Source organism: Streptomyces sp. NPDC052052 (genome assembly GCF_040680455.1).
In the GTDB taxonomy this organism is placed as follows: domain Bacteria; phylum Actinomycetota; class Actinomycetes; order Streptomycetales; family Streptomycetaceae; genus Streptomyces.
Genome location: NZ_JBFAWU010000004.1, coordinates 312,406 through 334,394, shown reverse-complemented (window position 1 = coordinate 334,394; position 21,989 = coordinate 312,406). Strand labels below are relative to the sequence as shown.

Below are 21,989 nucleotides of genomic sequence, written 5' to 3'. Positions count from 1 at the left end.
GTGGCACATCGCCGCGGCTACTGGCCTTCCTCCTCGTTCCCCTCGTTCCCCGCGTTCCCCTTGTCCTCCTCGTTCTCCTCGTCCGCCTCCTTCCCCTCCGACTCGCCGACCGTCTGCTCCGACCAGATCACCTTGCCCGTATCGGTGTAGCGGGTGCCCCAGCGCTCGGCGAACTGCGCGACGAGGAACAGGCCGCGACCGCCCTCGTCCGTCGTCGCCGCGTAGCGCAGATGCGGCGAGGTGTTGCTGGTGTCGGACACCTCGCAGATCAGGTTGCGGTCGTACAGCAGGCGGACCTCGATCGGACCGGCGCCGTAGCGCACCGCATTGGTGACCAGCTCGCTCAGAATCAGCTCGGTGGTGAACGCCTCCTCGTCCAGGCCGCGTTCCGAGAGCCACTGGGCGACGTTCTTGCGGACCTCGGCGACGGCCGCCGGGTCAGTGTCCACGTCCCAGTGCGCGACCTGTTCGGGGGCGAGGGTGCGGGTGCGTGCCACGAGGAGCACGACGTCGTCGATCGGCTGCCCGTTCAGCATCACGTCGAGCACGTCGTCGCAGGTCTCCTCCGGCGTCCGGTCGCGACCGGCGAGAGTGTCGCGCAGCAGCTCCAGGCCGGTGCCGATGTCCCGGTCGCGACGCTCGACGAGGCCGTCCGTGTAAAGAACCAGACGGCTCCCTTCGGGTACGTGGAACTCGGCCGCCTCGAAGGGCATGCCGCCGACCCCGAGGGGCAGGCCGGCCGGGATGTCGGGGACCTCCACGGCGCCGTCCGGGAGGACCAGCAGGGGCCCGAGATGGCCGGCGCGGGCCACGGAACAGTTCCCGGAGACCGTGTCGTAGATCAGGTACAGACAGGCCGCCCCGGTGATTTCGGCCGCGTCGACCGCCTCGTCCTCGTCGATCCGGCTGACCATCACGTCGAGATGCCCGAGGAGCTCGTCGGGCGCGAAGTCCAGCGCGGAGAAGTTGTGGATGCTGGTGCGCAGCCGCCCCATGGTGGCGGCGGCGTGCAGTCCGTGGCCGACCACGTCCCCGACGACCAGCGCGATCCGGGCACCGGACAGCGGGATCACGTCGAACCAGTCGCCGCCCACCTCGGCCCGCGCCGGCAGATAGCGGTGGGCGAGTTCGAGGGCGTTCTGCTCGGGCAGGTCGCGGGGCAGCAGACTCCGTTGCAGCGTCACCGCCAGCTCGTGCTCGCGCGTGTAGCGGCGGGCGTTGTCCACACTGACGGCCGCCCGAGCCGCCAGCTCCTCGGCGAAGGACTGGTCGTCGTCGTCGAACGGCTGGGGAGTGGGCCCGCGCCAGAAGTTGACCAGACCGAGGACGACACCCCGTGCGTGCAGCGGCACGGACAGCACCGAGTGAAATCCGTAGCCGATGATCTCCGCCGCCTTCTTGAGCTCCCGATGCCGCCAGCCCAGCTGCGCCATCAGATCGCTGCCGATCCCGGTCTCGCTGATGTTCACCCGCAGAACCCCGGTCCTGTCGGGAACGGGGCCGACCAGCGAGCCGGGCGGATACAGCGCTTGGTACGGGTCCACGGTGGCGGTCGCGGTGCGGTGCATGTGCGGCTGCTCCACCGTCTCCGGATCCTTCTCCGGATCCGTGCCGTCGGCCAGGTCGACCGTCGTGACGTCGGCGAACCCGGGCGTCGCCACATCCGCCAGTTCCTGGGCCGTCCGGGTCACGTCGAGGGTGGTTCCGATCCGAGCGCCGGCCTCGTAGAGGAGCAGCAGACGTTCGTGGACCAGTTCGGCCCGGCCGGTGACCTTGCGGAGCTCGGTGGTGTCGCGCAGCGTGGCCACGGTGCCGGGCGGCCCGCCGTGCTCGCCCGTCGGCCGGAGGTTGACGGCCAGCAAGCGGTTGCCGACACGCAGCACCTCGTCCGTGACGGTACGGCCGGAGGCGAGCAGCTCCGCGGCCTCGGGAGCGAGCCCGAGGTCCGTCACCGCGCGGCCCTCGGCCTCCGGCGGGAGGGCGAGCAGCCTGCGGGCCTCGTCGTTGGCCATCATCAGCCGGTGGTCGGGCCCGAGGATGAGGACGGCCTCGCGGACCGCGTGCAGGACCGCGTCGTGGTGTTCGTACATGCGGGTCATCTCTGCGGGCCCGAGACCGTGCGTCTGGCGGCGCAGCCGTCTGCTCACCAGCGCCGCGCCGCCCGTGGTGAGTGCGGCGGCAGCCACCGCGACGGCGATGCTGAGCGGAATGGACCGGTTCGCCACGCTGCTGACCGACCGGTCGGTCAGACCGACGGACACCACGCCGGCGACCGAGCCGTCGGGCCGGGTGATGGGGGTCACCGAGTTGACGGAGATCCCCAGACTGCCGGAGACGGTCCGGGTGACGCTCTTGCCGCTCAGCGCCTCCTTGTACGGGACGGTGGACTGCGTGCCGATCAGCTTGTGGAGGGGGTGGGTGTACAGAGTGCCCTGGGGGCCGGCCACGATGACGTAATCGACCTGTGTCTCCCGACGGATCTGCTCCGCGCGCGTTTGCAGGACGGCGGTGGGGTCCTTGCTGTCCAGCGCGGCCACGATCCCCGGCGCGTGGGCGAAGGTCTCGGCCACGCCCGAGGTACGCAGTCGGGCTTCACGCATGCTGTCCTGGCGGCTTTGCAGCACCAGGGCGACGGTGGCGCCCGCGATGAGCAGGAGGATCAGCGCGAGCACGAAGCAGAAGACCTGCCCGGCCACGGTGCGCAGCGTGAAGAGGGACAACAGTTCGCGGCCCGGGGAGCGACGGGGCACGTTCTGTCCGGGTGGTGCAGGAGTCGCCGGGCCCGAGCGTCCTCCACCCCGCCGATGTGGCCGCCGGGCGAAGCGTCGTAGCCGCGCCTGAAATCGGCCGATACCAGACATAACTCCAGGTCTAGCATGAATCGCGGGAGCCCGAAGGTTCGCCGGTCAGTGGCTCAGAACCCTCCTCCGTCAAAGCCGCCGCCCCCGAAGCCCCCACCGTCGAAGCCGGAGGAATCGAAGTCGGAACCGGAGAAGTCCCCGCCACTTCCGTCGCCACCGGGTCCGAAGTCGCCTCCGCCGTACTCGGCCGCGTATGCCGGGCTCGACAGTGCCGAGCCGAGCAGCGTGCCGACCAGCAGGCCGGGGAGCAGTCCGCCGCCGAAGTAGCCGCCCGCCCATGGGCCGTACGCGGGACCCGCCTCCCAGTACGGGCGGCGTCGGCCCTCCCCCGCGTCGACCGTGCGACTCAGCGGCTTCTCCCCCTCGCGCAGCCGGATCTCGTCCGCCGCGCAGACCGGGACCTCGCGGGCCGTGCCACCGGACGGGGACCAACGCAGCTCGGTCACCGCAGGGCCGTGCCGCGGGTCGAAGAAGCACGGCGGGCGGCGGGCGGGCAGTTCACCGCCCGTGCGACGGGCCTCCAGGACGGCCAGTGCGTAGCGCCCGTCCTCCAGGGCCTGGGTGACCCCGCGCACCTCGGACGGGTGTCTGGCCCTGGCCATACGGGATTTCGCGGTCTCGTAGGAGTCGAGCGCCCGCTCGTAGTCGGCGCGCATGTGGTCGTCCGCGCCCGGCTCGGCGGGGTGGAAGTCGAGCCGGTCCAGGGTCTCGCCATAGGCGGTGATGTCCTCGTCCACGACGACCCTCAGTTGGTTGAGCGCTGCCCGCTCCTCGGCCTCCCTGCGCTTCCGATTGCGCCGCAGGAGTGCGCAGGCCGTGCCGGCGCCCAGCACCAGGAACGCGCCGACCGTGACCAGCCCGACGACGGACGACGATCCCCCGGCGGCGGAACCGTCCCAGGAGGCGGGCGCGCTGCCCCTGGCCTGCTCGACGGCCCGGTCGACGAAGAGGTTCAGCTGGGTCACGGCGTCGGGGTCCGCACCGGGGGTCTTCACGGCGGCGGTAAGGTTCCGGACCGCCCGGGTGGACATCACCTGCGGGTCGGCGCCCGCGGCGAACCCGTTTCCGAGGCGGACGGCGTAGACGCCGGTGATTCCGGTGTCCGAGCGCAGGGTGGCCAGCAGGCCCTGCTCGGGGAAGGCCGGGGTGCGCGGCAGCACCGCCACGAACACGGGCTTGTCGGCGTCCTTGATCTTCCTGGTCAGGGCGGCAGCCTGCGCAGGCGGGAGCTGGTCCGCGGCAGCAGGGTCGACGTACACCGGGTCCTTGCGCAGGGCCTGCGCGACGTCGTCGACGGTCGAGGCGCGGACTGCCGCAGGCGCAGCGGGCGCAGCCGGCGCCAAAAAGAGGACGACCGCCGGTAGAAGCAGCAGGACGACGGCCGACACGATGAGGAACATTCTGTTCCGCATATCTCGACGCTACCCCTGGCGGGCGGCTTCCGCGCCGCCGCCCGCCAGGGCCGGCCTTGCATCCGCGGGCCGGCCGACCACCGAGGACGGGCCGCGCTACTCCGTCGGCTCGATCCCGGCGCGCAGCAGCCCGTACGTGTAGGCGTCCTCCAGCGCCTGCCAGGACGCCGCGATGACGTTCTCCGCGACGCCGACCGTCGCCCACTCGCCGCTGCCGTCCCCCGTGGTGATGAGGACTCGGGTGGTGGACTCGGTGCCGGTGCGGCCTTCGAGGATGCGGACCTTGTAGTCGACCAGTTCCAGCTTGGCGAGCTGCGGGTAGATCCGCTCCAGGGCGACGCGCAGCGCCCGGTCGAGTGCGTTGACCGGGCCGTTGCCCTCGGCGGTGGCGACGATGCGCTCGCCCTTGGCCCAGAGCTTCACGGTCGCTTCGTTGGCGTGCGTGCCGTCGGGGCGGTCCTCGACGATGGCGCGCCAGGACTCGGTGCGGAAGTAGCGGCGGGCCCGGCCCTCGGCCTCGGCGCGCAGCAACAGCTCGAAGGAGGCGTCGGCGGCCTCGTACGTGTAGCCCTTGAGCTCGCGCTCCTTGACGCGCTCGACGACCCGGCCGACGAGTTCGCGGTTGCCGCCGAGGTCGATGCCGAGCTCCTTGCTCTTGAGCTCGATGGAGGCGCGGCCCGCCATGTCCGAGACCAGCATCCGCATGGTGTTGCCGACCAGGGCGGGGTCGATGTGCTGGTACAGGTCCGGGTCGACCTTGATCGCGGAGGCGTGCAGTCCGGCCTTGTGGGCGAAGGCGGAGACACCTACATAGGGCTGGTGCGTGGAGGGCGTCAGATTGACGACCTCGGCGATCGCGTGCGAGGTGCGGGTCATGTCGGCGAGTGCGCCCTCGGGCAGGACCTTCTTGCCGTACTTCAGTTCCAGGGCGGCGACGACGGGGAAGAGGTTGGCGTTGCCGACCCGCTCGCCGTAGCCGTTGGCGGTGCACTGGACGTGGGTGGCGCCCGCGTCGACGGCGGCGAGGGTGTTGGCGACGGCGCAGCCGGTGTCGTCCTGGGCGTGGATACCGAGCCGGGCACCGGTCTCGGCGAGAACGGTGGAGACGATGTCCTGGACCTGGGCGGGGAGCATGCCGCCGTTGGTGTCGCAGAGGATCACGACGTCGGCACCGGCCTCGGCGGCGGCGCGGACGACGGCCTTGGCGTACTCCGGGTTGGCGCGGTAGCCGTCGAAGAAGTGCTCGCAGTCCACGAAGACCCGGCGGCCCTGCTCGCGCAGATGGGAGACGGTGTCGCGGACCATCTCCAGGTTCTCGTCGAGCGTCGTGCGCAGCGCGAGCTCCACATGACGGTCGTGGGACTTGGCGACCAGCGTGATCACGGAGGCCCCGGAGTCCAGCAGCGCCTTGACCTGGGGGTCCTCAGCCGCCTTGGCACCGGCCCGGCGGGTCGCGCCGAAGGCGACCAGCTCGGCGTTCTTGAACTCGATCTCCTGCCGGGCACGGGCGAAGAACTCGGTGTCGCGGGGATTGGCGCCGGGCCAGCCACCCTCGATGAAGCCCACGCCGAAGTTGTCCAGGTGCCGCGCGATGGTCAGCTTGTCCGCAACCGTCAGGTTGATGCCTTCACGCTGGGCCCCGTCGCGCAGTGTGGTGTCGAAGACATGGAAACTGTCGTCGCTGGCCTTGGCCTTGGTGGTCATGCTGATCTGACTCCTGTCGGATGAGTGGATCCGGGCGAAATGGCTCCACTTGCCCCCATCATCCCGCGTACCTCGCCCCGGCCGAGGTGGGGACCGGAAAACGAAAAAACCTCTCGCCGGTGCGAGAGGTCTGCGCGCGGGTCTGGAGCACGGTGACTGTGCCGTACGGGGTGGTACGGGACGCTCACTGCGGACCGGCGCGCCTGCTGCCAATAATCATGACGAACGAGGACACGGGGGCAGTCTTGCACAAGGCCACCCCCGTGCCATGGCCCGTCTCAGGATGCGGGCGTGATGCTCGTCGCTCCGGAGGGCCGGGCCTGCCCGGCCCTCCGGCCGTCCGCACCGACCCTGCCCAGGTCGATGTCGCGGGTCTCGCGCATGGTCAGGTAGACGATCAAGGAGACCGCGGCGCAGCCCGCCACGTACCAGTAGAAGCCGGACTCGACGCCCGCCTTCTTGAACCAGAGCGCCACGTATTCGGCGGTGCCGCCGAAGAGCGCGTTGGCGAGGGCGTACGGGAGAGCGACGCCCAGGGCGCGGATACGGGTCGGGAAGAGCTCGGCCTTCACACAGGCGTTGATCGACGTGTATCCGGTGACGACGACCAGGGCGAGGAGCGCCAGGCCGAACGCGGGCCAGAAGGTGCCCGCGTGCGTGAGCATCGTCATGATCGGCACGGTCAGGAAGGTGGAGCCGAGGGCGAAAGTGATCAGCAGCGGACGGCGGCCGATCCGGTCGGAGAGCAGTCCGGCCGCCGGCTGGATGCACAGGAAGACGAACAGGGCGCAGAAGCTGACGAGCGAGGCGGTGGACTTCTCCATACCGGCGCTCCGGGAGAGGAACTTGGTGAGATAGGTCGTGTACGTGTAGTACGCGACGGTCCCGCCCATGGTCAGCGCCATCACCAGGAACGCCTCGCGCTTGTGCTGCCACAGCGCCTTCAGCGTGCCGCGGTCCTCCTGTTCGGCGGCGCCGGACTCCGCGTACACCTCGGTCTCCAGCATGGAGCGGCGCAGATGGAAGACGATCCCGGCACCGAGCGCGCCGACGAGGAACGGGATGCGCCAGCCCCAGCTGTGCAGGGCCGCGTCGGACATGGTGCGCTGCAGGACGATCTGGAGACCGAGGCCGATGAGCTGTCCCGCGGTCATGGACACGTACTGGAAGCTGGAGGCGAAGCCGCGCCGGTGGGGCGCGGACGCCTCGGTCAGATAGGTGGCACTGGCGGCGTACTCGCCCCCGACGCTGAGGCCCTGGAGCAGCCGGGCCACCAGCAGGACGGCGACCCCGCCGTACCCCGCGACGTCGTACGTCGGCGCGATGGCGATGAGGACCGCGGAGGCTGACATGAGGGTGACGGTGAGGGTGAGTGCGGCCTTGCGTCCTTGCCGGTCACCGATCCGGCCGAGCATCCAGCCACCGACCGGTCTCATGAAGAAGCCGACGGCGAAGATGCCCATGGTGTTCATGAGGTTGGCGGTCTCGTTGCCTTCAGGGAAGAACGAATCCGCGAAGTAGACCGCGAAGGTCGCGTACACGAACCAGTCGAACCACTCGACCATGTTGCCGGCGGAGCCGACCCAGATCTTCTTCCACTGCTCTCGTCCCATGGTCCGTCACCGTGCCGGAACAGCAGGCGACGGACCAAGGGCGCAACGGGCCACGACCACGCGTACGTGCGTACGGTCTCGTCGGGCAGACCCCGCCCGTGCGACGTCCTGCGGGCGGACGGGCGGGAAACGGCCTAGCCGAGGGGGTGCATCCAGCCGTGGGTGTCCTCGGCGACGCCGCGCTGGATGTCCAGCAGGCGGTCGCGCAGCTTCAGCGTGACTTCACCGGGCGCTCCCTCGCCCTGGGTCCACTCGCCGCCCGCGTGCTTGACGGTGCCGACGGGCGTGATGACGGCGGCGGTGCCGCAGGCGAAGACCTCCGTGAGGGTGCCGTTCTCGGTGTCGGCCCGCCACTGGTCGATGGAGACGCGGCCCTCCTCGGACTCGTACCCCAGGTCGCGGGCGACCGTGAGCAGCGAGTCACGGGTGACGCCGGCGAGCAGGGAACCGGTCAGGGTGGGCGTGACGATCTTGTTCCCGTACACGAAGTACAGGTTCATCCCGCCGAGCTCCTCGACCCACTTGTGCTCGACCGCGTCGAGGTAGGCGACCTGGTCACAGCCCTTCGCCGAGGCCTCCGCCTGGGCGAGGAGGGACGCGGCGTAGTTGCCGCCGGTCTTGGCGTCACCCATGCCGCCGGGCACGGCGCGGACGCGGTCCTCGGAGAGCCAGATGGAGACCGGCTTGACGCCACCGGCGAAGTAGGCACCGGCGGGCGAGGCGATGACGACGAAGAGATACTCGTTGGCGGGCTTCACACCGAGGCCGACCTCGGTCGCGATCATGAACGGACGCAGGTAGAGCGATTCCTCACCGCCGTGCGCCGGAACCCATGCCTTGTCCTGCTGCACCAGCACGTCGCACGCCTCGATGAAGGTCTCGACAGGCACCTCCGGCATGGCGAGCCGACGCGCCGAGGCCTGGAACCGCTTGGCGTTCGCCTCGGGCCGGAAGGTGGCGACGCTGCCGTCGGGGCTGCGGTAGGCCTTGAGTCCCTCGAAGATCTCCTGCGCGTAGTGCAGGACGGTGGTCGCCGGGTCGAGGGACAGCGGGCCGTAGGGAACGAGCTGACCGTCGTGCCAGCCGCGGCCCTCGGTCCACCGGATCGTCACCATGTGGTCGGTGAAGTAGCGGCCGAATCCCGGCTTGGCCAGGATCGCCTCGCGCTCCGCGTCGGACAGCGGAGTCGAGGTGGGCTTGAGCTCGATCGTGGGCGTCGTCATGTGCGTGTCCTTCACCGGTTGTATGGGGTGGACCGCGCTCACGCCGCTCCTGTCAGGTACGTACGAGGACGTTCTGGCTTCAACGCGGGCCACGGCCCCGTTCGATTATCTCTCCCGGGTGACCGTGCACGAAATGACGCGAATGCGGTCCATTGGTCGATGGTGGCACCCGGGACCGCAGAGGAGAAGCCGCCGGGTGCTGTTGCGCCCGGCGGCTTCGATAGGGAGTCGTCGGGTCAGCTCGCTACACGTACCGCGAGCGCGTCGCCGATTTCTTCGGTCGTACGCGTCGAGCCGTCGCGCTCCGCGAGGTCGGCGGAGACGGCATCCTCGATGCGCGTGGCCTCGGAGTCGTAGCCGAGGTGACGCAGCAGGAGGGCGACGGAGAGGACGGTGGCGGTCGGGTCGGCCTTGCCCTGGCCCGCGATGTCGGGGGCAGAGCCGTGGACCGGCTCGAACATGGAGGGGTACTCGCCGCTCGGGTTGATGTTGCCCGAGGCGGCGACGCCGATGCCGCCGGAGACGGCCGCGGCGAGGTCGGTGATGATGTCGCCGAAGAGGTTGTCGGTGACGATCACGTCGAAACGCTCGGGCTGCGTGACGAGGAAGATCGTCGCAGCGTCCACGTGCAGATAGTCGGTGGCGACGTCCGGGAACTCGGCCGCGACCTTGTTGAAGGTGTTGGTCCACAGGTGCCCGGCATGGGTCAGCACGTTGTTCTTGTGGACCAGCGTCAGCTTCTTGCGCGGGCGGGCCTGGGCGCGGGCGAAGGCGTCACGGACGACGCGCTCGACACCGAAGGCCGTGTTGACCGACACCTCGGTGGCGACCTCCTGCGGGGTACCGGTGCGGATCGAGCCGCCGTTGCCGGTGTACGGGCCCTCGGTGCCCTCGCGGACCACGATGAAGTCGATCTCCGGCTGGCCCTTGAGCGGCGTGGCGACACCCGGGAGGAGCTTCGACGGCCGCAGGTTGACGTAGTGGTCGAAGAGGAACCGGAGCTTCAGCAGGAAGCCCCGCTCCAGGACGCCGGACGGCACGGAGGGGTCACCGATCGCACCGAGCAGGATCGCGTCGTGCTGCTTGAGCGCCTGGACGTCCGCGTCGGTGAGGGTCTCACCGGTCGCGTGGTAACGCTTCGCGCCGAAGTCGAACTCCTGAGTCTCCAGCTTCACATCCTGCGGGAGAACAGCGTTGAGGACCTTGAGGCCCTGAGCCACGACCTCCTGGCCGATACCGTCACCAGGGATCACTGCGAGATTGATGCTGCGAGACATATTCGCACCCTACTGCGCGTCCCATCCCGTGACACATGACGTCCACCATCCGGACATGCGGGGCGCTGTACCCGCACCGGCCCGGACGACGGCCGCCGTACTCACCGAGCCGGGCAGGCGCTTCGTCCACTTCGACATCAGCCACGGTCGGACAGGCCGGGCACGACCCGGAGAGCCGCAGTCGGGTGACCAGCCTCAGTGGCCCGTGGCGCCACCGTTGTCCCTGCGGTCGAGGGCGCGCTGCAGAGCGGCGGCGGCGTTCCGGCGCTCCGACTCGGTCGGGCGGTGGGTGCGGCGGACGCGGCGGACAGTCGTCTCGGTCATGGTGGATCGACTCCTTGAGATCGCGAGGATTTCGAGATCGAAGAACGTGAAGGTGATGTCGAGATCGGGATTTCGAGGCGCCGGAAGGGGCGGGGAGCGGGCGCCGCAGGGGTTGCCTGCACGGGGCGCGTACTCACGACCGCCAGTCGCTTGATCGAGCGAGACGTTCGGCTTCTACAAAGTTAGGGCAGCCCGGCCGTTCTGTCTCCACAATTACTCGGACTTCCTACTATCTGAGACGGACGTGTACGGGCGCCCGCTCCGGGTTCCGCCACCACGGCCCGGACACCACGTCGTCATGCCTGATCAGAGGGGGTGGGACGACAGGCACGGCGTCTGGGACGGCACGTGTCCGCGGACCGTGACCTCGGTCATATCCGGCACTCCACTCCGCGACGCCCCCGACTCACCTGCCGACGACGTGGCGCCCCCTGTGCAAGAAGCGGCCGCTGCGCAGGGAGCGCATAGAAAAACCGCCTCCCGGCCGGTAGGGGGACCGGCCGGGAGGCGGACATCGGGGTGGGGCGCCGGCAGGGCGGCGCCCCTGGGCGTCAGCCCTGGTGGGGGTAGGTGTACTCGGTCGGCGGGACCAGCGTCTCCTTGATGGCGCGGGTCAGGACCCAGCGCTGCAGGTTCTGCGGGGCGCCGGCCTTGTCGTTCGTACCCGAGGCACGGCCGCCACCGAAGGGCTGCTGGCCGACGACGGCACCGGTCGACTTGTCGTTGATGTAGAAGTTGCCCGCGGCGTACCGCAGCTTCTCCATCGTGTACGCGGCCGCGGCGCGGTCGTTCGCGATGACGGAACCGGTCAGCGCGTAGTCGGAGACCGACTCCATCTGCTCCAGCATCGCGTCGTACTTGTCGTCCTCGTAGACGTGCACGGCGAGGATCGGGCCGAAGTACTCGGTCGTGAAGACCTCGTTCGCCGGGTCGTCGCACTCGATGACGGTCGGGCGGACGAAGTAGCCCACCGAGTCGTCGTACGTGCCGCCCGCGACGATCGTGCAGGACGGGTCGGCCTGGGCGCGGTCGATCGCGGCCTTGTTCTTGGCGAACGAGCGCTCGTCGATGACGGCACCGATGAAGTTCGACAGGTCGGTGACATCACCCACGGTGATGGACTCGACCTCGGCCACGAACTTCTCCTTGAAACCGGAGTTCCAGATGGAGGCCGGGACGTACGCACGCGAGGAGGCCGAGCACTTCTGGCCCTGGTACTCGAAGGAGCCACGGGTCAGCGCGGTCTTCAGGACGGCCTGGTCGGCCGACGGGTGGGCGACGACGAAGTCCTTGCCGCCGGTCTCGCCGACGAGCCGCGGGTAGGTGCGGTAGTTGGCGATGTTGTTGCCGACCGTCTTCCACAGGTGCTGGAAGGTGGGGGTGGAACCGGTGAAGTGGATGCCGGCCAGGTCGGGGTGGTTCAGCGCCACCTCGGAGACGGCGATGCCGTCACCGGTCACCAGGTTGATGACACCCTTGGGCAGACCGGCCTCTTCGAGGAGCTGCATCAGCAGCACGGCGGAGTGGGTCTGCGTCGGGGACGGCTTCCACACCACGACGTTGCCCATGAGAGCGGGGGCGGTGGGCAGGTTGCCCGCGATGGCCGTGAAGTTGAACGGCGTGATCGCGTAGACGAAGCCCTCCAGCGGACGGTGGTCCATGCGGTTCCACACACCCGCCGAGTTGGCCGGGGGCTGCTCGGCCAGGATCTGGCGCGCGTAGTGCACGTTGAAGCGCCAGAAGTCGACGAGCTCGCAGGGGGTGTCGATCTCGGCCTGCTGGGCGGTCTTGGACTGGCCGAGCATCGTGGACGCGGCCATCGTCTCGCGCCACGGGCCGGACAGCAGCTCGGCGGCGCGCAGGATGATCGCGGCGCGGTCGTCGAAGGACATCGCGCGCCAGGCCGGGGCGGCGGCCAGTGCGGCGTCGATCGCGTCCTGGGCGTCGGCCTGCGTGGCGGCGGCGAACGTACCGATGACGGCCTTGTGGTTGTGCGGCTGGACGACGTCGAAGCGCTCGCCGCCACCCATCCGCTTCTCCCCGCCGATGGTCATCGGAAGGTCGATCGGGTTCTCGGCGAGCTCCTTGAGCTTCGCCTCCAGGCGGGCGCGCTCGGGGGAACCCGGGGCGTAGGAGTGGACCGGCTCGTTGACCGGCGCGGGGACCTGAGTGACAGCGTCCATGAGTGCCTTGTCTCCTTGTGTCGGGGGGTGGGGGTCAGCCGGGCAGGTCAGCCCTTGGTGAGGATGGAGCGGGCGAAGAACAGCAGGTTCGCCGGCTTCTCCGCGAGACGGCGCATGAAGTAGCCGTACCAGTCGGTGCCGTACGCCGTGTAGACGCGCATCCGGTGACCCTCGGCAGCGAGCCGGAGGTGCTCGTCGCTGCGGATGCCGTACAGCATCTGGAATTCGTACTCATCCAGTTTGCGCCCGGCCTTGCGGCCCAGCTCCTGGGCGATGGCGATCAGACGCGGGTCGTGGGACCCGATCATCGGGTAGCCCTCGCCCTCCATCAGGGTCTTCAGGATGCGGACGTACGCCTTGTCGATCTCGGCCTTGTCCTGGTAGGCGACGGAGGCGGGCTCCTTGTAGGCGCCCTTCACGATGCGGACGCGGCTGCCGGCGGCGGCCAGGCGGCGGGCGTCCTCCTCGGTGCGGAACAGGTACGCCTGGATCACGCAGCCGGTCTGCGGGAAGTCCTTCCGCAGTTCCTCGTGGATGGCGAACATCGAGTCGAGAGTGGTGTGGTCCTCGGCGTCCAGCGTGACCGTGGTGCCGATCGCGGCGGCGGCCTCGACGACCGGGCGGACGTTGGCGTACGCCAGGTCGTGGCCGCCCTCCAGGGACTGGCCGAACATGGAGAGCTTGACGGACATCTCGGCCTTGGTGCCCAGGCCCAGGTCCTTGAGGCGCTCGATGAGCTCCAGGTAGGCGTCGCGGGCGGCGGCGGCCTGCTCGGGGGTGGTGATGTCCTCGCCCACCACGTCGAGGGTCACTTCGAGACCCTTGTCGGCGGCGTCCTTGATGATCGGGACGACCTGGTCGACGGTCTCACCGGCGATGAACCGGTCGACGACCTGCTTGGTGCCAGGTGCGGCCGAGACGAAACGGCGCATCTTGTCGCTGCGGGACGCGGCGAGAATCACGGGACCCAGCACGGGGCACCTCCACGGAAAGTGACGAACGAAGGCTGCACCGGCGGAAAAGGGAAGTTCGGTACAGCACGGAGAACCACCGTGAAATCTAAGGATCTCCCCGTCGCTGTGCCATCGACAGCTGTCACGCATCCGCTCCCGGGATCTCAGACATATGTCTGAAAGGATGCGAGAATGGCCGGATGAAGGGTGACTACCAGGAGCTGGTCGACGAGATCTCCGGACTGCTCGGAGCCCTCGCGACGCTGGAGAACCGGGATTTCGGCCTGATCGCCTTCGGCGCCCACGACAGCGACGACGACACGGCGATGGACCCGGTCCGCACCCGCTCGATCCTGACCAGGCGTTCCACCCCCGCGGTCCGTGCCTGGTTCGAGGGCTTCGGCATCACCCGCGCCACCGGCCCGGTCCGCATACCGGCCGCGCCGGAGGTCGGAGTCATCCGCGACCGCATCTGTCTGCCGGTACGCCATCGGGGTGTCGTGCTCGGTTACGTCTGGCTGCTCGACGCCGACCCCGGGCCGACCGACGCGCAGCTCACGGCGGCCATGGAGGTGGCGGCACGGATCGGCGGACTGCTCTTCGACGAGGCACGGGCCGGCACGGATCTCTCCCGGGAGTTCGGTGCGGCGCTCACCGCCGGGCGGGGCTGGCAGCGCGACATGGCGGTGGCCGCGCTGCACGAGGTGCTGGGCAGGGACGCGGAGGGCCTGCACACGGTGGTGTGCGTGACGCCGTGGACCGGCGATCTGCCGTCGGCCCGTGCGGTGCCGGCGGCAGCGGCCCTGGCCTCGGTCCCGGCCCCGGGGGGCTCAGGCCCCTCGCTGGCGTCGCTGGTCCGGCTGCGTTCCACCGATGCCCTCGACCCGGCGCTCGGTGCGGCGACCCGGCTGCGTGCCACCGCGGGCCCGGACGCCACGGCCGGGGTCGCGGCGCCGCGTCGGGGCCTGGCGGACCTGGCCGGGGCGTGGCACGAGGCGTCGGCCGCGGCCCGGGCCGCGGCGGCCGAGCCCCGGTTCGGTCCGGTCACCGAGTGGTCGGCGATCGGGCCGTACCGGATGCTGGCCGCACTCCCCCCGAACGCGGCGGAGGACCCCGCGGTGAGGGCCCTGCTGGCCCCGTCGCACAAGGATCTGGCCCGCACCGCCGAGGTGTTCCTCGACTGCGCCGGCCAGGCATCCCGGACGGCCACCGCACTCGGCATCCACCGCCAGACGCTCTACTACCGGCTCTCCCGGGTCCAGCAGCTCACCGGCCTCGACCTCAACGACGGCGAGGACCGGCTGCTGCTGCACATGGCGCTCAAGGGCACCCGGCTCTGATCCCGGGCGCCGGTGCCGGGGCGCGGGGCAGTCCGGCCCGCACGGGAAGCCCGGCTCAGGGGCCGTCCGGGACGGTCACCGGCCGGCCGCTGACAAGCGCCGCCAGCACCAGCGGGGCATCGCCGTCGCTGTGCCCGACACTCACGCCGACCCAGCGGTCCGTATCCCCCACCGGGCCCCATACGGCCAGGTCCCCGTAGAGATCCTGGTCGAGCAGCGCGTCGAACAGCGGCTCGACGGGAACCCGCTCCTGCCTGCGGAGCAGCGGCACGTGGAGGGGCACCGCGCGGTGCGGGCCCCATCGGTGGTCCAGTTCCCCGACGAGGGCGGCGAGATGGGCCTCTGCCGCCTCCTCGGCGTCGTTCCACTCGGGGGCGTACACGCCGGTCAGCGGCTCCCCCTCCCAGAGCGGGATGACGCGGAACCCCTCGCCGCGGGTCGCGGTCCACTCCCCCGTCCCGGGATCGCCCTCGGCCGCGGTGGGCCCGCTCGTCGGCAGGGGCGACCCGAGCAGTCCGTCGATGTCGGCCAGGGCGCGGGCGGTGGTGAAGGTCTCCCCCGCGCGGGAGCTCACAGGACGGCCCGGTCCATCGGGCGGGGCAGCGGTTCGAGCGCCCCGGCGTCGCGGAGCTGCTCGTAGGCCGTCACCGCCTCGGCGACGGCGCCGGGGTCCGCGATGCGCAGGAGCACGCCTCCGCCCGGCAGTTCCTCCCGGGCCGCCTTCAGGCTGTCGGGGACGAGGGCCGCGCGGCGCGGCGAGAGGTATCCGACCCGGCCCACGAGGGGATCGCCGAGCGCGAATCCGGCCTCGTCCTCCAGCGCGTCGAGCACGTCGTCGTCACTCATGTCACCGAAGTCCGGCTCCCACACCCGGGCGAGGACGGCGAGGAGCCCGGCCTCCGGGACCTCGGCGCCGTCCGGCGCGTGGAGGGTCACGACGAGCGACTGGAGCAGGAACTCCGGCACCCCTCCCGCCGTTCCGCTGATCTCGGCCTGCCAGCCGGGCGCGCCGGTGCGGGTCAGCCGCAGCGCGGTGCCCGTGCGGTCGGACCAGTCCTCGGCCGCCTGTGCTGCGCGCAGGGCGCCGAGCAGTGCGCCCTCGTCCGCCGGCAGGCCGGTCTCCGGGTCCGAGCGGTGGACCTGCTGCCAGGTGTCCGCTCCGGCCGCGCCGCCCGGTGCCGTCGCCTCGGGGAGCAGTGCCGTGAGACCGTCCAGCGTCCGCTTCCAGCGTCCGGCGAGCGCTTCGACCGGCTCAGGCCGGGGGCCCCAGAAGGCCCGCACCACACGTCGCATGCACTTTCCTCCGTCGAGCTTTGTCCGTCGGGCCTGCGTGGCCCGCACACCGCCGGGCAACTGTGGGGTGCACGCTACTCGTCGAAGGCGCCCGGTTTCCTGACACTGTCGTTGGGCTTCGGCTTGGTGTAGATCACCTTGATCGGCAGGTTCTCGTCGCGGAACGCCTTGCGGGCCGCCTTCGCCACGTCCGGGTCGGAGAAGTGCCACTCCACGGGCCTGCCGCCGGCCGCCTCCACCTGGGCCTTGGCCTCGGTGACGAACTTGTCCTTGCCGGACTTGGTCAGCGCGCCCTGTTCGGTCTGGGAGAGATAGCTGCGGTAGCCGTTCTTGGCCTCCAGGAAGGTCTGCCTCCCGGAGTCCCAGCCGTCGTACTCCACGGCCGGCTTGCCTTCCGTGGGGTGCGGTACGACGTACTCCTGGCCCCGGTTGGTGCCGGTGATCTGCTCCTGGTAGCGCAGCCAGGACTCGTTCTTCCAGTTGGGTGCGGGGTTGCGGTCGCGGCTCGCCCAGTAGCCGTCGCCCAGGTCCGCGTCGCCGAGCGTGTGGTCCTTGAGGTCCTTGGCCCAGGACGGCGGGTTGTAGTTGCGCGGGTCGGAGGTGTCGTTGCGCTGCGGCTCGGGGTACTGCTTCTTCTCCAGCTCGGCCTTGCGGGCGCGCTCGGGCTCCTCCAGCCGCTTCTGCTCCAGGTGGGCCGCCCGTTCCTGGGCACGCGCCTCCGCGGCCTCGGCCTTGGCCGCCTCGTCGCACCCGCCGTCCGCGAGCACGACCCGGCCGACGGAACCGGCGGCGAGCACCCCGGTGCCGGAGCCGCCGACTCCCGCGGTTGTGCCGCCGTGACGCACCAGGAGCGGTCCGGACGCGATGACACAGCCGGTCCGGCGCGCCGCGTCCTCCGCCGCGTCGGCGGCTTCGTCGGCCTCCTTGGCGGCCTTGCGGACGCCGTCGAGGTCTCCGAGTTCGGCGGCCTTGCGCGCGCGGCGGGCCGCGCTTCCGGCGTCGTCGGCGGCCTTCGCCACCTTCTCGGCGATCTTGCCCAGCTTGCCGAGTTTGCCGACCTTGCCGACGACCTTCGCCACGTCGTAGCCGGGGATGAAGAAGGAACCGACGTTCCAGATGACATCGGTGACGGCCCGGGTCTTCTCGCCGTTGTTCCAGCGGTCGCGGACCTCGTCGCCGACGAAGATGTCGTCGCCCACCTTCACGACGGTGTTGACCGACGCCTTGCCCCAGTCCCACACGGCACCCAGGTAGTCGCCGTCGCCCCACTTGTCCCGGGCGCTCTCGGAGTCCTGCATCCACTGGCTGCCGAGCTGCTTGCCGTATTCGGCGATGCCGGACCACGTCTCCGGCTTGAACAGGTCGATGATCCCGGTGATGTCACCCCAGACCCCGTCGACGGCGAGACCCTTGACGACCTGGGTCGTGCGGTCCCAGGCGCAGCCGAAGAAGCCCCAGCCGCTGCAGTCCTCCTCGTCGGCCTTCGCGCCGTCGTCGCCCTGGTCGTCCGCGTCGGGCATGGGGGTGTCGTAGGCGGCCTCGGGCTCCTGGCTGTCCTCGGGGTAGGTGTCCACGCCGCTGCCCGGGCGGCTGCCGTCGGGGGCCCCGGTGCCACCGCCGGTACCCGTGCCGTCGGTACCCGTGCCGTCGGACGACCCCTCGGTGGCGTTCCCTCCGCTCGCGGTCCCGTTGCCGCCGGTCCCGTCGCCACCGCTCGCGTTCGGGCCGCCGTCGGTGCCGTCGCCGTCGGTGCCGTCGCCGTCGGTGCCGCCCGCCGAGCCGGCACCGCCCGTGACCGTCGAGCCTCCAGCCGCATCACCGGTGCTTCCCTCGTCGGCCCCTCCGTTCGCGGCGCCGCCGGCCGGTCCGTCGCCCGCCTCGACGCTGTCCGAGCCGTCACCGGACGCCGGGCACGAGTAGCCGCTCAGTGAGCAGACCGCCGAGTGGAGTTCCGCGGTGATCCGGCCTCCGAGACCGGTCAGCACCATGGCCGCGATCAGCGCGACGACGATCAGCACGAGGCCCAGGTACTCCAGGGCGGTCTGGCCCCGGTCCCGCCGCCAGGTGATCATGTGCGGGAGCGAGAACCTGCGCGGGCCGGCCCGTTCCCCCTCGGGTTTCCCACCCCGCTCGACCGGTGGCAGCAGGAACCACGCACGGCTCTGCGGCCGGGTGAGCAGGACCAGGATCCATACCGGCAGGAGCACCTGGGTGAAGCCGTGCGCCGATCCGTCCCCGATGTTGGCCACGCCGCCGAGGACCAGCCACACCTGGACGGCGATCAGGCCCCACCAGAGCCGTGTGCCACCCGTCTGCACATGTCGCGCCAACAGCAGGCCGAGGACTCCCGGCGCGGAGGCGTACAGCAGGATGCCGAGGACCCGGGCACCCATCGCGTCCACCGCGAAGGCCGATCCCGTCAGACCGAGCGCGCCCAGGAGTGTCGCGCCGAACAGCACGAGCAGCAGCACCCGCACCGTGTTGAGCGGCCGCGGCAGCCGGCGTCGCTCCGCGCTGAAGGGAGCCGGTCCCCCTGGAACCGGTATGCCACCGATCGCAGACATACGTGCCCCGCCCCCCGGTGCCAGTACGTGACATGACAGGCACTCAACCTAGGGGCGGGGCATCTCCCGCGTCATGGGTCTCAGGGCCCAATCCAGGTCCTACAGGGCGGCCCTGACGTATCGTCACCACGTTTCCCGAGCCAGGCCGGACCGGTAGCAGGAGCCGCAGCGGTAGCGGATGGGGGCGCGGGATCCGTACCGGAGACAGCCACGGTGTCGCACGCCCTTGTCAGCGCGGTACCTCCCCCTCCCCCGAAACGCACGCACCCGGCCCCGGACGCTCGTACGAAACGTGCGTCCGGGGCCGGGTGCGCGAGGCGGTGCCTCGTCAGTCGCTGAGGTTCACCGTACGGGCCGAAGCGGCACCGATCTCCGTGGAGATCTCCGCGAGCACCGACGCCGGGACGTCGTCGTCGACGGTGAGCACGACCAGGGCCTCGCCGCCCGCGTCGGTCCGCGAGACCTGCATGCCCGCGATGTTCAGACCGGCCTCGCCGAGGATCCGGCCGACGGTGCCGACGACACCCGGGCGGTCCTCGTAGCGGAGCACCACCATGTGGTCGGCCAGCGCCAGGTCCACGTCGTACTCGCCGACGGCCACGATCTTCTGGAGGTGCTTGGGGCCGGCCAGGGTGCCGGAGACCGAGACCTCCTCGCCGCCCGAGAGCGTCCCGCGTACGGTGACGACATTGCGGTGCTCCGGCGACTCGGAGCTGGTGGTGAGGCGGACCTCGACACCGCGTTCCTGTGCGAAGAGCGGGGCGTTCACATACGACACCGTCTCGTCGACGACGTCCTCGAAGACGCCCTTGAGCGCGGAGAGTTCGAGCACCTTGACATCGTGCTGGGTGATCTCGCCGTACACCTCGACGTCGAGGCGGACCGCGACCTCGCCCGCGAGCGCGGTGAAGATCCGGCCGAGCTTCTCGGCGAGCGGCAGGCCCGGACGCACGTCCTCGGCGATCACACCTCCCTGGACGTTGACCGCGTCCGGCACGAGCTCACCGGCGAGGGCGAGACGCACGGACTTGGCGACCGCGATACCCGCCTTCTCCTGGGCCTCGTCCGTGGAGGCGCCGAGGTGCGGGGTGCAGACGACCTGGTCGAACTCGAACAGCGGGGAGTCCGTGCAGGGCTCCTTCGCGTAGACGTCGAGCCCGGCGCCGGCGACCCGGCCCTCCTTGAGCGCGGAGGCCAGCGCGGCCTCGTCGACGATGCCACCGCGCGCGGCGTTGACGATGCGCACCGAGGGCTTCACCTTGTGCAGCGCCTCGTCGCCGATCAGGCCGATCGTCTCGGGGGTCTTGGGCAGGTGCACGGTGATGAAGTCGGCGGCTTCGAGCAGCTCGTCCAGGGCGAGGAGCTTGACGCCCATCTGGGCGGCGCGCGCGGGCTGCACATAGGGGTCGTACGCGACGATCTTCATCCCGAAGGCCGACATGCGCTGCGCGACCAGGACGCCGATGCGGCCGAGACCGACGACACCGAGGGTCTTCTCGCTCAGCTCGACGCCGGTGTACTTGGAGCGCTTCCACTCACCGTTCTTGAGGGCGGCGTTGGCCTGCGGGATGTTGCGCGCGGTGGCGATCAGGAGACCGCAGGCCAGCTCGGCGGCGGTCACGATGTTGGACGTCGGCGCGTTGACGACCATCACGCCGGCCTTGGTGGCGGCGGAGACGTCGACGTTGTCCAGACCGACACCGGCCCGGGCGACGACCTTCAGCTTCTTCGCGGCGGCCACGGCCTCGGCGTCGACCTTGGTCGCGGAGCGCACCAGGATGGCGTCGACGTCGGCGATCGCGGGAATGAGCTCGGCGCGGTCCGCGCCGTTGCAGTGCCGGATCTCGAAGTCCGGCCCCAGGGCGTCGACCGTGGCGGGCGACAGCTCTTCAGCGATGAGTACGACAGGTTTCGAGCTCACGTGAGTCCTCACAAGTCCAAAGCGGACGGCCGTCCCGACGGCCGCAGGCGGTGGAGGGGCTTGCCGCGTGGAAGACGCACGACACTGTGGGCCTGACGCGTGTATGTGTGGAGAAGTGTAGTCATGCGCCAGGACGCATTCTGCGCCCCGATGGAAGGATCACCCACACGGGGCTGGACGACTTGTACACACGTACGGCGCCGCCTCTTCCAGCGGTGGAACAGGGGATGCCGTCGGGGGCGGACCAACAGGCCCGCCCCCGACAGCGTACGACTTACGCGTCCTCGTCGTTGACCCAGCTCATGAGCTTGCGCAGCTCGCGGCCGGTGGTCTCCAGGAGGTGGTCGCTGTCCGCCTTCTTGTACTCGTTGTACTTGGGCAGACCGTTGTGGTACTCGGCCATCCAGTTCTTGGCGAAGGTGCCGTCCTGGATCTCGGCGAGAACCTTCTTCATCTCGGCCTTGGTGGCGTCCGTGATGATCCGCGGGCCGGTGACGTAGTCGCCCCACTCGGCGGTCTCCGAGATGGACCAGCGCATCTTCTCCAGGCCGCCCTCGTACATGAGGTCCACGATGAGCTTCAGCTCGTGCAGGCACTCGAAGTACGCGATCTCCGGCTGGTAGCCGGCCTCGGTCAGGGTCTCGAAACCGGCCTTGACCAGGGCGGCGGTGCCACCGCAGAGGACGGCCTGCTCACCGAACAGGTCGGTCTCGGTCTCCTCGGTGAAGGTCGTCTTGATGACGCCGGCGCGGGTGCCGCCGATGGCCTTCGCGTACGACAGGGCGAGGGCCAGTCCGTTGCCCGAGGGGTCCTGCTCGACGGCCACGATGCACGGGACGCCGCGGCCCTCCTCGTACTGGCGGCGGACCAGGTGGCCCGGACCCTTGGGGGCGACCATGCAGACGTCGACATCGGCCGGCGGCTTGATGAAGCCGAAGCGGATGTTCAGGCCGTGACCGAAGAACAGGGCGTCGCCGGCCTTGAGGTTGTCCTTGATGGACTCCTCGTAGACCTGGGCCTGGATCGGGTCCGGGACGAGGATCATGATGACGTCGGCCTCGGCGGCGGCCTCGGACGGGCTCACCACGCGCAGGCCCTGCTCCTCGGCCTTGGCCTTGGACTTGGAGCCCTCGTGCAGACCGACACGGACGTCGACACCCGAGTCACGCAGCGACAGCGCGTGGGCGTGGCCCTGGCTGCCGTAGCCGATGACCGCGACCTTGCGGCCCTGGATGATGGACAGGTCGGCATCGTCGTCGTAGAACAGCTCGGCCACTGGGTCTCTCCTTGGTGTGCAGGTGTTGCGTCCCACCGTACGGCG

General features: G+C 70.4%; 15 protein-coding genes. 1 reads left to right on the top strand and 14 read right to left on the bottom strand.

Annotated elements, in window-relative coordinates:
- Positions 1-17 precede the first annotated feature (17 nt).
- From AB0L71_RS07315 to AB0L71_RS07275, 9 genes are all read right to left on the bottom strand, one after another.
- The gene (locus AB0L71_RS07315; RefSeq protein ID WP_365239121.1) at positions 18-2,696 is read right to left on the bottom strand and encodes a SpoIIE family protein phosphatase; all 2,679 of its coding nucleotides are present in this window, start codon (positions 2,694-2,696) and stop codon (positions 18-20) included.
- A 218-nt stretch (positions 2,697-2,914) separates the two neighbouring features.
- Positions 2,915-4,273: a hypothetical protein gene (locus AB0L71_RS07310; RefSeq protein WP_365239056.1), complete on the bottom strand. Its 1,359-nt coding sequence runs from the start codon at positions 4,271-4,273 to the stop codon at positions 2,915-2,917.
- Positions 4,274-4,369: 96 nt separating this feature from the next.
- Positions 4,370-5,977 (bottom strand): citramalate synthase, encoded by a 1,608-nt coding sequence (cimA, locus tag AB0L71_RS07305; RefSeq protein ID WP_365239054.1) that lies wholly within the window; start codon positions 5,975-5,977, stop codon positions 4,370-4,372.
- 278 nt (positions 5,978-6,255) lie between these two features.
- On the bottom strand, positions 6,256-7,590 hold the full coding sequence (locus AB0L71_RS07300) for an MFS transporter (protein WP_365239052.1): 1,335 nt from the start codon (positions 7,588-7,590) through the stop codon (positions 6,256-6,258).
- A 134-nt stretch (positions 7,591-7,724) separates the two neighbouring features.
- Entirely contained in the window at positions 7,725-8,813 is a 1,089-nt protein-coding gene (locus tag AB0L71_RS07295; protein ID WP_365239049.1) for a branched-chain amino acid aminotransferase, read from the bottom strand.
- A 236-nt stretch (positions 8,814-9,049) separates the two neighbouring features.
- Entirely contained in the window at positions 9,050-10,090 is a 1,041-nt protein-coding gene (locus AB0L71_RS07290; RefSeq protein ID WP_365239046.1) for a 3-isopropylmalate dehydrogenase, read from the bottom strand.
- A 195-nt stretch (positions 10,091-10,285) separates the two neighbouring features.
- Positions 10,286-10,414 (bottom strand): hypothetical protein, encoded by a 129-nt coding sequence (locus AB0L71_RS07285; protein WP_365239043.1) that lies wholly within the window; start codon positions 10,412-10,414, stop codon positions 10,286-10,288.
- Positions 10,415-10,965: 551 nt separating this feature from the next.
- Positions 10,966-12,597, bottom strand: a complete 1,632-nt coding sequence (pruA, locus tag AB0L71_RS07280; RefSeq protein ID WP_365239041.1) for an L-glutamate gamma-semialdehyde dehydrogenase — start codon at positions 12,595-12,597, stop codon at positions 10,966-10,968.
- Positions 12,598-12,644: 47 nt separating this feature from the next.
- Positions 12,645-13,571, bottom strand: a complete 927-nt coding sequence (locus AB0L71_RS07275; RefSeq protein WP_365239038.1) for a proline dehydrogenase family protein — start codon at positions 13,569-13,571, stop codon at positions 12,645-12,647.
- A 179-nt stretch (positions 13,572-13,750) separates the two neighbouring features.
- Between AB0L71_RS07275 and AB0L71_RS07270 the strand changes: the two genes are divergently transcribed.
- A complete protein-coding gene (locus AB0L71_RS07270) occupies positions 13,751-14,890 on the top strand; it encodes a helix-turn-helix domain-containing protein (RefSeq protein ID WP_365239035.1) in 1,140 nt (379 codons plus the stop codon).
- Positions 14,891-14,945: 55 nt separating this feature from the next.
- On the opposite strand, the gene AB0L71_RS07265 is transcribed toward AB0L71_RS07270, so the two are convergent.
- The 5 genes from AB0L71_RS07265 to ilvC all read right to left on the bottom strand — a co-directional run bounded on the left by AB0L71_RS07265 (position 14,946) and on the right by ilvC (position 21,944).
- Positions 14,946-15,464 (bottom strand): hypothetical protein, encoded by a 519-nt coding sequence (locus AB0L71_RS07265; protein ID WP_365239033.1) that lies wholly within the window; start codon positions 15,462-15,464, stop codon positions 14,946-14,948.
- Positions 15,461-16,183, bottom strand: coding sequence for a hypothetical protein (locus AB0L71_RS07260; RefSeq protein WP_365239030.1), 723 nt, complete (start codon positions 16,181-16,183; stop codon positions 15,461-15,463). The genes AB0L71_RS07265 and AB0L71_RS07260 overlap by 4 nt, the downstream gene beginning before the upstream one ends.
- Positions 16,184-16,257: 74 nt before the next feature.
- Entirely contained in the window at positions 16,258-18,747 is a 2,490-nt protein-coding gene (locus tag AB0L71_RS07255; protein ID WP_365239027.1) for a Tox-REase-5 domain-containing protein, read from the bottom strand.
- 328 nt (positions 18,748-19,075) lie between these two features.
- A complete protein-coding gene (gene serA, locus AB0L71_RS07250; RefSeq protein WP_365239024.1) occupies positions 19,076-20,668 on the bottom strand; it encodes a phosphoglycerate dehydrogenase in 1,593 nt (530 codons plus the stop codon).
- A gap of 274 nt (positions 20,669-20,942) precedes the next feature.
- A complete protein-coding gene (gene ilvC, locus AB0L71_RS07245; protein WP_365239022.1) occupies positions 20,943-21,944 on the bottom strand; it encodes a ketol-acid reductoisomerase in 1,002 nt (333 codons plus the stop codon).
- Positions 21,945-21,989: the final 45 nt, after the last annotated feature.